The sequence below is a fragment of the Chroococcidiopsis sp. [FACHB-1243] genome, assembly GCF_014696895.1.
GTDB lineage: Bacteria > Cyanobacteriota > Cyanobacteriia > Cyanobacteriales > Chroococcidiopsidaceae > Chroococcidiopsis.
This window is the reverse complement of sequence record NZ_JACJQX010000017.1, coordinates 122,506-135,588: the sequence shown is the minus strand read 5'-3', so window position 1 is coordinate 135,588 and position 13,083 is coordinate 122,506. Positions and strand designations below refer to the sequence as shown.

Annotated in this window: 14 protein-coding genes and 1 pseudogene; 2 read left to right on the top strand and 13 right to left on the bottom strand. The window is 46.4% G+C overall.

What is annotated here, in order from left to right:
* Nucleotides 1–206: 206 nt before the first annotated feature.
* The 11 genes and pseudogenes from H6G17_RS14760 to H6G17_RS14715 all read right to left on the bottom strand — a co-directional run bounded on the left by H6G17_RS14760 (nt 207) and on the right by H6G17_RS14715 (nt 10,536).
* Nucleotides 207–374, bottom strand: coding sequence for a hypothetical protein (locus tag H6G17_RS14760; protein ID WP_192158317.1), 168 nt, complete (start codon nt 372–374; stop codon nt 207–209).
* A gap of 27 nt (nt 375–401) precedes the next feature.
* Nucleotides 402–584, bottom strand: coding sequence for a hypothetical protein (locus H6G17_RS14755; protein WP_192158315.1), 183 nt, complete (start codon nt 582–584; stop codon nt 402–404).
* A 996-nt stretch (nt 585–1,580) separates the two neighbouring features.
* Nucleotides 1,581–1,748 (bottom strand): annotated as a pseudogene (locus H6G17_RS32610) (IS1 family transposase); the annotation flags it as partial.
* 109 nt (nt 1,749–1,857) lie between these two features.
* Nucleotides 1,858–2,229, bottom strand: coding sequence for a hypothetical protein (locus H6G17_RS14745; RefSeq protein ID WP_192158339.1), 372 nt, complete (start codon nt 2,227–2,229; stop codon nt 1,858–1,860).
* Nucleotides 2,230–2,358, bottom strand: coding sequence for a hypothetical protein (locus H6G17_RS34130; RefSeq protein ID WP_277876005.1), 129 nt, complete (start codon nt 2,356–2,358; stop codon nt 2,230–2,232).
* Nucleotide 2,359: 1 nt separating this feature from the next.
* The gene (locus H6G17_RS14740; RefSeq protein WP_192158313.1) at nt 2,360–2,662 is read right to left on the bottom strand and encodes a Mo-dependent nitrogenase C-terminal domain-containing protein; all 303 of its coding nucleotides are present in this window, start codon (nt 2,660–2,662) and stop codon (nt 2,360–2,362) included.
* 54 nt (nt 2,663–2,716) lie between these two features.
* Complete coding sequence (locus tag H6G17_RS14735) at nt 2,717–3,142, bottom strand: hypothetical protein (protein WP_192158311.1); 426 nt, start codon at nt 3,140–3,142, stop codon at nt 2,717–2,719.
* 207 nt (nt 3,143–3,349) lie between these two features.
* On the bottom strand, nt 3,350–3,730 hold the full coding sequence (locus H6G17_RS14730; RefSeq protein ID WP_192158337.1) for a response regulator: 381 nt from the start codon (nt 3,728–3,730) through the stop codon (nt 3,350–3,352).
* Nucleotides 3,720–7,730 carry a PAS domain S-box protein gene (locus H6G17_RS14725; RefSeq protein WP_192158309.1) on the bottom strand — a complete coding sequence of 1,337 codons (4,011 nt, stop codon included), beginning with the start codon at nt 7,728–7,730 and terminating at the stop codon, nt 3,720–3,722. Before H6G17_RS14725 ends, H6G17_RS14730 begins: the two co-directional genes overlap by 11 nt.
* Before the next feature lie 73 nt (nt 7,731–7,803).
* Nucleotides 7,804–10,140: a response regulator gene (locus H6G17_RS14720; protein ID WP_192158307.1), complete on the bottom strand. Its 2,337-nt coding sequence runs from the start codon at nt 10,138–10,140 to the stop codon at nt 7,804–7,806.
* Nucleotides 10,141–10,332: 192 nt separating this feature from the next.
* Complete coding sequence (locus H6G17_RS14715; RefSeq protein ID WP_192158305.1) at nt 10,333–10,536, bottom strand: hypothetical protein; 204 nt, start codon at nt 10,534–10,536, stop codon at nt 10,333–10,335.
* On the opposite strand from H6G17_RS14715, the gene H6G17_RS14710 reads away from it, so the two are divergent.
* Both H6G17_RS14710 and H6G17_RS14705 read left to right on the top strand, forming a co-directional pair.
* Nucleotides 10,537–10,671, top strand: coding sequence for a type II toxin-antitoxin system HigB family toxin (locus H6G17_RS14710; RefSeq protein WP_192158303.1), 135 nt, complete (start codon nt 10,537–10,539; stop codon nt 10,669–10,671). It abuts the gene before it with no gap.
* Between the two features lie 4 nt (nt 10,672–10,675).
* Entirely contained in the window at nt 10,676–11,020 is a 345-nt protein-coding gene (locus H6G17_RS14705) for a transcriptional regulator (RefSeq protein ID WP_192158301.1), read from the top strand.
* A 117-nt stretch (nt 11,021–11,137) separates the two neighbouring features.
* On the opposite strand, the gene H6G17_RS14700 is transcribed toward H6G17_RS14705, so the two are convergent.
* Together H6G17_RS14700 and H6G17_RS14695 are read right to left on the bottom strand one after the other, a co-directional pair.
* Complete coding sequence (locus tag H6G17_RS14700) at nt 11,138–11,743, bottom strand: hypothetical protein (RefSeq protein ID WP_199316729.1); 606 nt, start codon at nt 11,741–11,743, stop codon at nt 11,138–11,140.
* Nucleotides 11,744–12,079: 336 nt separating this feature from the next.
* Nucleotides 12,080–12,949, bottom strand: a complete 870-nt coding sequence (locus H6G17_RS14695; protein WP_192158299.1) for a hypothetical protein — start codon at nt 12,947–12,949, stop codon at nt 12,080–12,082.
* Between the last annotated feature and the right edge of the window lie 134 nt (nt 12,950–13,083).

Genomic DNA, 13,083 nt, shown 5'->3' with positions numbered 1-13,083 from the left:
CTCAAAACCACTCCGCCAGATTTCTGGTTTTTTGCTGGGTTTTTTGACCCTGATGGCTGATTTGCTTAATGGCTTATCGATTCATCTTCCTCGATGGAGTTCCTTTCCTCCTACCCCTGTTGACGAGTTTTACTACTCCAATTCCTCCTAGTTGTAAAATACCTACACCTGTCAGCCCTGGTTCCCCCCTTAAAAAAGGGGGGACTTTAAGCCCCCGATTTGGCGGGGGTTTGGGGGATCGACTGCGTAAGTCTTATTAAAGCTGCATCCAGCTCTAGCAGCGAACCGATCGCTATCTTCAGAACAAACGATCGAGCAAGCGATCGCCCAGCTATCCCGCAGCGAGTGCGATGCTTTCCTGCTGCGACTAGCAAAGTCAGAACCTCACCTATCTGTCAAGTTTAAGCAACAATTATTTGGCGCGATCGCCACCTCTTCTGCCGATCGGTCTGTCCGAACCATTCAACAGCTTTTAAATGCAACTCAAACAGAGCGAACCGAGGCAGAAAAACGCCAACGACAAGCAGCAGAGGCTCAGCAAATTCAAGAACTACAAACATCGGCTGGACGGGAAACACAAGCATGGGACGAAGTAGAAGCACTGCTACAAAAACCCCAAGCCAAGACCTACGATTGCGCCGTTGAGATATTAGTGCAGCTACGAAATTTAGCACAAGATCGAGATAAATATCCAGCCTTTCAAGAGCGATTGAATCAAATTTATGGGCAGTATAGTAAACGGAATGCTTTGATCGAACGATTGCGCCGAGCTAGGTTACTCTAGCCCAATAGTGCTTTGTCCGAGCGACAGCAATTACATTACTGTTGAGAATTGCCTTTAAGGGCGATCGCCCGCTGGTTTGTTGATGAGGGGGCGATCGCGCTTGGAGAAAAGACTGGCGATCGCCCCATTTTTATAAAATTTTTTGGGCGCAAAGAGCATTAATTTCAGCTAATTTTGCTGTAAGACAATCTGGTAGAGAGATATAATGAATGTTTTGAACTGTTGCTGTGTGTTTCAACTCAATTATTAAGTGGCTTCAGGTTCTTTGTTAGGACATACTTGAAAGTGATTGGTATAATATTCGAGGTTCATTGAAGTGTGAAGATCTCTGAACAAACAATATCGGTACTTCGTTCTGTTATCATAGGTGAAAAACTTTCCCCATATCGCACTGGTTCACAGCTCATCACATTTTTCAACCAATTTGGAGCAGATGATAGGTACACTGATGGTTTCCCTTCACGTTGGTGTTATGCTGAAGAAAAACTGCACGAGTATAATGACTCAGCAGTTATAAAAACCATAAATGTAGCCTCGATGGGTTTAACCTGGAGAGAGTAGCGGCTGTTTTGGCACAGCCCTTAAGAGTGAAAATCTCTTAAGGATCCTCGTCCTTATAGGGCGATGGAGTGTCAACTAGTGCGCCGCTACCCAACTGCCCTCCTCAAACCAGGTTCGGTTGAAGTACTTATTGTGGTGGGTGAACTAATTCTAATAATGTCAGAAGGTAGTGATATGGAAGTAGTGGTGAGGCTCAAGTCCTTGTCACTTCTGCATTGTAGCTATGAATGAAGTATCAAATCGCTCCAATGCGATCGCGGAGCTGTTTGGAGAATGATAGACTTTCTCTTACCAGTCGAGAAACACGCTGTCTAAAGGTATTATTCAAGCGTTCAATTGCTAGCCAGATATAAACGTCGTTTTTTTTACTATTAACAAATGACCACATTTCATCATATTCGATCGGCTTTTTTGTGTTGCCTGCGATCGCCATAATTACTACTGCTTTTACTGGCTCAAAGCGTTACAGTATTCCACGTCCCATTTATTTCAAAGTAAATCCGTTGTGGCTCTTAGTTTATCACCGCCTGAAGATCTGCTTCATACAGCACGATCGTTGTTTCGGGACCAATCCTACCCATTTCTGGCTCCGGACCTTGAGCCATTGCTACCATATAAAGCCATGCGCCAGCACTGGCTCTATAATTCTCGATCGTGCCTATACCACCAATGAAGCGAACCATCTGGCGCTTGCGAAATCTAGGTATTGGCAGAGAGATCGAGGTTGATAGGTTCAATGAACCTTCTACACCGCGAGCGAGAGCAATTTTCTTTTCTACGCGCTTCATGTAGCAGTTACTAACACTTTGCTTTACCTGCGGCTGAGGCGCGAACGCCTGTTTTTTGCTCGCATCGTCTAGAGTTTTTACTTGAGTGCCGGTCATTTAATACTCCCCTCGTTTCAACGAACCATCGGCATATAATTCTAGAGGAACTATCTCTAGTTTTCCATTCAATATAGTCTTGGCATAGACAATTTTTACAAATGGCGAACTATTGCGATCGCGAGACATATTAATCTCCCATTGTTTGGTAGTAAATAGTTACATCTTCACCGCATTCATCTACTAAATAACATAAGGATTTGTAGCGTAGTTCAACTAATTGCTCGTAGAGAGGATTAAGCTTGCACAAGGGTGGGATGTAAAGTAATGTGCGGTTGAAAAGTTGAATCTTGCGCTCGAATGGACAACGAGCAGGAATAACTCGGCATACCAAGCGAGCTATTCCAGAATCAACAATTTTTATCGATTTAATCCACTGACGAAGTGGTGAAAATAAACTAATTTGAGAGCAATTTGAACTCAACACGTTCATGTTTTAATTACCTAGTTTGATTTTCAAGTCCTACTTTTTAGTAATTTTGTACAACTATTCAACAACTTGTAAAATTTCTTTGAGAAAGTTCCAATCCGCATCTGAAATATTTTTTAGCAAAGTTATCTTAGCTGCTCGATTAAGTAAAATTTCTCCGTTGGCATTGGCACTAAAGTCTTTGCCCAGAACAAAACCTAACCCAATTAATTTTTGGATAGCAAACTTAATAGCTCCTTCGATTAATTTAAGACAAGCATCCAGCTCGTAAAAAGTGTGTAAAGCCCAGTGACAAGTATCGGAATCAGTTGCAGCTAACTGAAAGACTGCGGCAGTCATCATATCTGTTGTACAATCAGAACCAAACAGAGCAATAAAAGTCTTGCGGCAAGATTCTACAAGTGCCTTGTTTTTTAGCTTGAAAATATCAACTAATAAAGCGACGCTTGAATCAAATTCTTCTGTGTGGTCAATGTTATACACGATAAATATCCCTCCCTCTGAGTTATCTATCTCTCCAGCTAGCTACAAGCACTGTACTAGAGTTTGAAATTTTCAGTCAGTCAGAGCTGCGAAACGATCTTTGTACCTGGTTGAGCTACTCAACTTCGGTGAAAGTCAGGATCGGTTAGCTCTATCTTGAAGTTAGAGTGAAAAAATGGAGAACTCGTGGAGAGGAAAAAGATTTTTTCAGCAATTCCAGCCTAAGATTTCTGTCACTCGATCGGCTAATTCCATTGGATCGAAAGGTTTGTCAATTGCTGCTGTCATGCCGAGTTGAGCGAAGCGCTGCCGTTCGGCAGATTGCACTTTCGCCGTAAGTAAAATGACTGGGATATGCCCAGTTGTTGGGTTGGCTTGCAGTTGTTTAAAGGTAGCAATGCCATCCATGTCGGGCATCATCACATCCAAGAGAATAGCATCAGGCTGTTCGGCTGCTGCTTTCTCCAATCCTTCTATACCCGAAGCGGCGGTTGCAACTTCCCAGCCACCTACTGCTTCTAAACTAAGTTGGGCTACTTCTCGAATATCGTCTTCGTCATCAATAATCAGAATACGCTTAGCTGCCACCATCGCTATTTCCCTCCCGATGATGAATAATGCGGTTAAGCAAGCTAATGACTTGTTGCTCAAATTCCTCTGGTTTAACTCGTCCTTTAGTAAGAAATAAAGTTTGTCCTAGCTTCAATCGCTCGCGGTCGTTAACGCTGATATCTTTTGCAGTGTAGACGACGAGCGACACTTGGCACAGACGGTTATGCTGTCGCAGCCAGTCTACTACGGCAAACCCATCGCCTTCTGGCACGATCAGATCGAGTACCAGCAAATCAGGAATAATCTTTTGACCCAGTTGGATCGCTTCTGTGCCTGTTTGGGCATGAAAAGTTTCAATGCCATAGCGTTCAAACATAGCAATCAGCACTCGCGCGAGATCGGTGTCATCTTCTACGATCAAAACTTTGATGTTGCGATCGCACAAGGCTCGACTTAAAGCCTGGAACAGCGATCGCTCATCTGGAGGTTTAACAATCCAATCGCTTACCCCTGGATGAGGTGATGCGTCTGGTAGTAAGCCGCTGAGGATCGTAACTGGAATGTCTTTTGTCTTCGCTTGTGCTTTCAGCGCTGCTAGAGTTTCCCAGCCGTTCATCCCTGGCATCATTAAGTTGAGGAGGATCGCGTCAGGATGCTGTTGGGCTGCCTCCACGACTGCTTCCTGCCCAGAAGCTACTGTTATCGCTCGGTATCCTCCCTGTTCGAGCATGGCTTGCACTACAGTGCGGACAGAGGGATCGTCATCGCAGACTAAGATGAGGGGTGAGGAGTAAGGGGTGAGGAGTGAGGTAGCGGTTGATATTTCTGATTCAGCAGGTGGCGTAGGCTGGAGGATGGGCAGAATGAAGTAAAAAGTGCTGCCTGTGCCAAGAGTGCTAGTCACCCAAATTCGCCCTCCATGACGCTGCACAATATTGCGACAGATGGCTAAACCCAAACCAGTCCCTCCTTTTTTCCGCGAGTCAGAGGCATCCACCTGCTGAAAGCGTCCAAAGATAGTTTCGAGCTTATCTTCTGGAATGCCTCGTCCTATATCTTTTACTTGGAACGTGATATAGGGAGTCGGGAGGAGCCAGTTGCGTGCGGGGGTGTCCCCCGTTGAGCAAACTGGCGTTCGGGAGTCGCGAGTCGGGAAATTTTGGATGTTGGATCGCTCCTCTGCTCCTCTGCTTCCTTGTCCTCCTTGTCCCCTTGTCCCCTTGTCCTCCTTGTCCCCCTTGTCCCCCTTGTCCCCCTTGTCCCCCTTGTCCCTTTGTCCTGCTTCCCTGCTCCTCTGCTCCTCTGCTTCCGATTCCCGACTCCCTAATTCGGCGCTGAGCCACACAGTAGATCCTGGGGGTGAGAATTTAATCGCATTGCTGAATAAGTTGGTAAAGACCTGAACGATCCGATCGGGGTCAGCCCACAGTTGAGCGGAGATTGGAGTTACGGATAAGCTGATTTCTGCCTTCTCTGCCAGGGGTCGCACGACTTCGATCGCCTGGCTCATCAGGGAAGCAGCATCGCAAGCTTGTTTGTTCATGGCGACTTTGCCTGACTCGATGCGCTCGATATCCAAAATATCATTGATCAGGCGGATTAATCGATCGGTATTATTTACAGCAATATCTAACATGCGTTGCGCCTTTTCAGGGTTAACGTGCAGTACGCCGCTGGCTAAAAGACCTAAAGCGCCGCGAATCGAAGTTAGGGGTGTCCGCAGCTCGTGACTCACCACCGAGACGAACTCATCTTTGATCCGTTCGATTTCTCGGCGATCGCTAATGTCTTTCATAAAGCAGTAATGACCGATGAATTGCTGCTGGCGATCGTATTCATTGACCATGACGAGTTGCTTGTCGAAGACTGAGCCATCTTGACGCACTGCCCTAGCTTCAACTTCTACTTTGCCTTGTAGTAGCATCTTTTGGTAAGCAGCCTGCATTTTTTCTCGGTCTTCGGGGTGGACGGTGAGCTGCCACTGCATACCAATCAATTCTTCTGGTTGGTAGCCTACCATGCTGGCATATGCTGGGTTGACCATGATATAACGTCCCTGCGTGTCTAGCCGCGAGATGCCCTCGACTGCACTTTCCAGCGCCCGACTCAGGGCGTGTAGTTCTTGGCGTTGCCGGACTTCTTGTTCTAGAAGTTGAGCTTGAGCGATCGCAATGCCGATTTGGTTGGCTAGATGTTGCAACAGTTCTAGTTCAAAACTAGCCCACTGTCGGGGGGCAGTACAATGATGTGCAATTAACAAACCCCAAAGGTCTTCCCGTAGTAAAATCGGTACTACCAAGTTTGCCTTAACATTAAACTGCCGCAAAAATTCGACGTGGCAAGGTTGGATGTCAGCCTGCTCGATGTCAGCGATCGCGCTGATTCGTCCCTGACGGTACAATTGGGCATACTCTTCTCGAAAGCAATGGTCAACAATGTTCCGCCCTAGAATTGGCATACAGCCAGGTACTACTGCTTCTTGCACGACTGTGCCAGAGCCATCCGAGCGCAACTGATAGCACAGGACTCGATCTACCTGGAGAATTCTTTGCACTTCTGTAACGGCAGCTTGGAGAATTTCTTCTAAATGCAGAGACTGACGGATCTTCTGCGAGACTTCAGCAAACAGTTGCAAGCGCAAATTCTGGCGTTGTAACTCTCTTTCCGAACGCTTGCGTTCTGTGATGTCGCTGCCAATGCCAAGAAATCCGGTAATGTTGCCTGCCGCATCTACCAAGCGCGTCACTGATAGTAGCACTGGAAAGCGGCTGCCGTCCTTGCGGATGTAAGACCATTCGCACTCGTCTGGCTCTCCGCGCCGTGCCTTGGCAACAAAAACCTCAAAACCAGGCTCAATCGGTACTCCCATCTCCTGCGATAATTCCTGCGCCCGTTGAGCGATTTCGTTCCAGTCGTGAATGAGTGCGGGCGTAGTTTTGTTGACAACTTCAGAGGCAGTATATCCCAACCAGCGCTCGGCGGTGGAGTTGAAGGTGCAAATCGTACCGTCAACAGTAGTAGAAATAATCGTATAGTTGGCGCTCTCTAAAATTGCCTGCTGTAGCAATGTAATCTGTTTTAGCTTCTGCTCTGCCGATTTGCGTGCTGTAATGTCATTAAAATAAATAGACAAACCTTCTTTAGTAGGATAAGCATGGACTGCAAACCATGTCTGAAGCGGCGGATAGAACTCTTCAAATTCGACACTAACCTGCTGCGCTCTTGCTTGGCGATACTTTTGGTAAAAATTAGAATTGACGGCTTCAGGAAACTCTTGCCAAATACTTTGTCCTAGCAAGCGATCGCGCGATCGCTGTAAGAGTTGCTCTGCGCGATCGTTCAAGTAGGTAAATCGCCACTCGCCATCCAAAGCAAAAAATGCATCGGTGATACTTTCTAGAATGCTTATCACTCGATTGCGGGCTGTTTCTGCCTCTGTCCGTGCTGCTTGTTCGCGAGCCAAAAGTGGCTGTCGTTCCGCTTCGATCCGCTGGCGATCGCTGATTTCAGCTTGCAATTGAGTATTTAGTCGCGCTGATTCTACTAAATGCCGCCTCAACTCCAGTTGAGCCATGACCTGACGACTCAGGATGCGTAATGCCTCAACCTGTGCTTCAGTTAACTGCCGTGGTAGCCGATCGATGACGCAGAGCATCCCCAGTGGATATCCCTTAGGAGTCACGAGCGGAGCGCCAGCATAAAATCGAATGTGAGGTACAGCAGTCACTAGCGGATTAGTGGCAAATCGTTCGTCTTCAAGTGTATCGGGGACAATCAGAACATCGCTGGGTTGCAGCATGGCATAACTACAAAACGCCAGATCGCGAAGTGTTTCTCTTGCCTGCAATCCCACTTTTGACTTGAACCACTGGCGGCAATCGTCGATCAGGCTGACTAGGGCAATAGGAGTGTTGCAGATCTGTGCTGCTAATCGAGTCAGGTCGTCAAAAGCTACTTCTGGGTCGGTGTCCAAAATTTGGTATTGATGCAGGGCTTCAAGTCTAGCTGCTTCATCTTTAGGCAATGGAGCTTTCATAACGTTTCTTCCCCTACTTCCCTTACTTCCCCTACTCCCCTAGCTTGCCCCAACGGGTAAACTAGATGTTTAACTAACCGCTGAGTACGCGATCGCCTCCCGCGACTTTAGCTTGCTGTAATACAATATCCGCAGCTCGATATAACGCTTGCAAGTCAGAACCGTCTTGGGGATACTGGACGACACCAGCACTAAAAGTCACGGTCAATTGTCCGCGATCGGGAGTAAAATCCTGCCGACGCAAGTTAAGCAGGACTTCAAGCAGCCGCCGCACTCCATCGCTTGCCGTCATCCCATACATCCCGACAACGAACTCTGCCCCACCCCATCGACCTACAACATCTTCACTTTGAAAGGTGCGTCGCAGCTGCTCTCCCAAGCGGGACAATACTTCATCTCCGACTGCATGACCATATCGGTCGTTGATCTGCTTGAGACGATCTAAATCTAGAATAGCGAAGCATAGCGGTCGGTCGTGCAACTGGGCTAAGCGCAGCAGTTGGGATAACTCTTGGGTTGACTGGCGGCGATTGGCAACTTTAGTCAGAGCATCGGTTTGAGCGAGATTCTGCAATAGGCGCGATCGCTCTAGCCGATTGAGGATGCGGCTGACCAGTTCGGGTCCGACTATTGGTTTACTAACATAATCGTCGGCACCTGCAGCAAATACGCGCTGCATCGTTTCAGCATCCGCGTGCGCGGTCAGAAATAGAATTGGTAGTCCACTCCAACGCGGATCGTTGCGTGCAACTTGGCAAAGCTCAATCCCACTAATTTGCGGCATTTCTACATCAAGAATGAGTAGATCCGGTGCTACAGCTTCTAAAGTGTCCCAGAACTGCAAGGGATTGTTGACGGTCGAGACTTTGATGCCCCAAGGTTCTAGTAAAACGTGTAGGGCTTGCAATACCTGCGGGTCATCGTCCACAGCAATAATTCTCGTTGCGGCAGTACGGCAGCGCTGCAACATTTGCGTCACGGCATCGAGGACTCGCGCTGGAGGTAGAAACTTATGTAAAAACCCGCGTCCACCCAAACGAGCAACTGTAACGCGATCGAGCAAGCTATCTCGGTCTGTGAGAATTAGTGCTGGCACAGGTGGGGTATAAGCATTCAGCTCTGTTAGCAATTTTACGCCTGCTTGAGCCGTATCAGCAGAGAAGTCCAGCAGCACCGCATCAGGACGCGATCGCGCTTTGAGCTGCGCCTCAATGGCAACTGGGTCTGTCACGATTTCGCTGCGCATTCCCCGACTAGCCGCCTCCATGACTAAGCCTTCAGACAATGAGCGGTCTGGCTCTACGATCAATAGCCAAGGAGATTCATCTTGCGATAGCAGTTCTGGATTCTGAACGGTTGGGCGTTGCAATTCTCGATGCAGTGCCGCAACGAGTTCGGACAGTTGCCGCGATCGCTCTGGAGTTACCAAGACCCCAGCTTGCAGCAAGTTTTCGATTTGCCGAGCGAGGCGAGAACCCAAGGCAAAGCCGTACATTCCCAGCGAACCTGCCAGCTTGTGCGCCTCCTGCTCTGCTGAGGAACGCAATTGCTCGTCCAGCGATCGCTGTGGCAGTAAAGCGATCGCTTGCTCGATTGTTACGACTCGCCCAATAAACTTTTCTTTAACTCGTTCCCAAACTCTTGCCACTCCTGTAAGCGTCTGCTGTTCTTGTTGGGGTGAAAGACGAGCTGCTTTCTTCCCAACTTTGGCTTTTTCCTTGGTTTTTGTCTGTTCTAACGATTTGAGGCGGTAGCCAATGCCGTAGACTGTCTCAATTGGATCGTCTAGCACTCCCGCCGCTCGCAGCTTCATCCTTAACCCCTTGATGTGAGATCTCACCGTATCCTCACCTGGAGTTTCTTCATCATAAGACCATAAGCGATCGAGGATGACTCCACAACTAAAAACGCGATGGCGATTGCGGAGGAAAAGCTCTAGTAGTACATACTCTTTTGGAGTCAAATCGATCGGCTGGTTGCTGTAGCTGACTTTACATATACTCGGATCGAGGCGTAGGTCGCCCCACTCCAATACGGGAGGTACGGCAAAATCCCCTCGTCGCAGTAGAGCGCGTATCCGAGCCGATAATTCTGCTAAGTCAACAGGCTTAGTCACATAATCATCTGCCCCTGCGTCCAAACCAATAACTTTACTAGTGCCGTTATCTTTAGCAGTCACTAAGATAATCGGGGTGCGATCGCCAATGCGTCGCAACTGCCGACAAAGGGTAATGCCATCTAGCTTGGGCAACATGACATCTAGTAGAATTAAGTCGTACGTATATGCTACTAATAGTTCCCAACCTACCTGACCATCTGTAGCGATATCGATAGCATAGTGCCGATCGCTAAGGAATTGAGCTAAAGCTTTGGCAACCAGTTCATCATCCTCAACTAGTAGGATTCTCATAGCGGTTGATTACCGCAAAATTTATCAAAATCAACTGCAGCAAAGTCAACAAAACAGTAACTGGCTGCACATTTGCGACCAATTTCAGCTTATCCCACGTTAGGCAAGACGTTAAGAGTGAGTTGTAAATCTAAACACTACTTGTGGCAAGCGATTGTCAAGCAAACCGATCCTGTTGATTGGGGAAAATGTTTATTTCACAATCAGCCGAACTTCTAAAAGCAAGTACTTCAACTGAAGAACTTTGCGCTCTCCTTCGACACCTCGTGCAAACGACAGAACTTGTTTGATAATTGCTGCCCCGCGTTTGGGATTGGCTTTGTGTGTCTGAAGCGTTTCCACAGCCAACTTATCAGGATCGGGGGATTTGAGCTGCAACAGTTGAGCTGTTATCAAATGCGGCAGGTTTCGATCGCCAACTTATTTATTGGAGAAAAGAATTATAGATTAATTATCACTCTTGTCTATTCACAGCAAAGATTTTATATTAAATATGCTTTGACGCTTGCCGACTCCGACAAACAAGACTAGAAGAATGATTCATATTATTGATAAAGAAGCTTATGCTAACTTGCTGGTACAATATCAACCAAAAGTCATTGAAACTGAATTAGAAAAGGAAGCTGCGATTGCTCTAGCTGAAGAGTTGGAGCATCGCGGTCGCACACTAGAAGAAGATGCTTTTCTAGATCTGCTGATAATACTAATTGAGAATTTTGAGGGCGAACACTATCAACTTAATGCTGCAACTCCTCAATCCATTCTCCTACATCTGATGGAAACAAGGGATTTCAAACAGGTGAAATTAATCGATGCGATCGGGTCTAAGGAAGTAGTTTCTGAAGCGATCGATGGCAAGCGGAAGGTCAGCAAGTCATAGGCTAAGGCTTTGGGGGAATTCTTTTATGTATCCCCTGAGTTGTTTATTTGATGTAACTGATGTTGTCCGCGCTCACATATTTGTCAGTCAACAATGTTCATTGCTACTCACACACCGTTATTTATTTTTGTCTAGTGGAACTAAAATGTATGCTACCTGGTCTTTAGATACATTGGTACTCTGACTCTCAGATGAAGTATCATCCGCATTCGCAACTGCGCTCGTGGCTACGTCCACTGTACCTTTCACAGTGTCTTTAACACCTTCAGTTGCACCCTTGACAATATCCACTGTATTTTTCACAGTGTCGTTGATTCCTACAGCTGTACCTTTCACAGCACTGACTGTATTTGTTGTCGTGGCGTTAACGTCCAAAGCTGTATCTTTAACGGCATCTCCTACATCTTTTACAGTTTCGTTGACACTATCAGCTACAGTTTTTATTGCGTCGCCTACATTTGTTACAGTTTGATTGAAACTCCCAGTTGCACCTTTTACCGCATTTCCTACACTTTTTACAGTTCGTTCAACCTTTTCGGTTGTCCCCTTAATAGTTAAAGCCGCAGCAACCGCACCTAACGTAGCACCAATCAGCGCTCCAATTGCTACTTTAGCTAACTCATTGTTCTTACTTTGACCTGCTACATCATCATTGACTCGATCTGTAAACAAATCAACGTTTTCTTCGGAGTGGTCTAAAACCTGCTGGTTCTCGTTCATCATAATCTTCTACTTTGTGCTAAGACGAAAAGCAATATCTAAACATTTTTACTTTGATTTCCAAAGTCTGGTCTGGTAAAAGCGTGAACGATCTATTCACTAATAACTCATGATTTTGTGTGTAGGTAGTCCTCAAAGTCCAAAAGATAAGCATAATTAATCGCTTGATAAACCGAATTTTTACTTATCTTTATTTCTTAAGAACTACCTTGTTAAACCCACTTCAGCTACAAACTAAGAAATTACTAGCTGGCAACGTCATTCATTTATTCATGAGAGTAACTAAAGCCAAGTAAGTTTTTCTTCAGATGAGTCTTTTTGAACAAAAGCTATTGGCATTCATTCATCTATAGTCATAGGTGTCTCTCCGAAAGTCCCTTCTGTTTGCTCTGAATTTGAAATATAGACAGTTGGTGTCCGGTCAAAATCTTCCATACCAACTTCATCATTCTCGGTTTGCCGAAGGTCGCTTCGCGAACCGCCAAAGGCATCGCCTAGAGCTGTTCTCTCTTGATATCGATCGCTTCGATCTTTAAATGGTTCGGCGTTCTGTACTGTATCTTTTGCTATGTCTGTAGTATCTTGTACGGTGCGATCGACACTCTGCGCTACGTTCTGTACTGCGTCGAGCGTACCTACCGTGGTCTGCTTGGCTCCCTCAGCGACATTTTGTGCCGTATCTTTAGCTTTGTCCGCAGCAACTTGTACAGCGCGATTTACACCCTGCGCTACGTTCTGTACTGCGTCGAGCGTACCTACCGCGGTTTGCTTAGATGCGTCAGCCACACCTTCTGCCGTGTCTATTGCACCACCTACAACGGTTTGGATAGTACCCTCAGCGATACTCTTTGCCGCATCCCCTAGACCTTTTGCTGTTTGACCAAGACCATTACCAATAGTCTTTGATGCATCTCCTATACCTTTTACAGTATGGTTAAATCCCCGCCCTATTCTCTTGCCAGCGAAAGCACCAGCTAATGAGCCTAACGTAACACCAATAAGTCCTCCTAGCAGCGCCCGGTTTAATGCAGCATTGTTACTTCCGTTTGCTGGACGAGCATCGGGTTGAGGCGTAGTTGTAGGAGCGTTTGCAGATGTAGATATTCCAGCGCCTATGTTTGTATCCGTTGGATTGGTGTAGGAGCGATCTGTTGTCGCGCGGTTAGCATTTTCAACCTGTTTTTCTAAAGCCTGCTTATTTTCAACCATGTCAATTATCTCCTGAATTAAAAAAGATTAAAAACTAGATGAATATTTGGTTGTTCTTAACGTCTAGCCTAACAATTACAGCTCACAGCTTAATCATTCTAAAGAGACACCTAGCTAAGTTATATTTACTACAT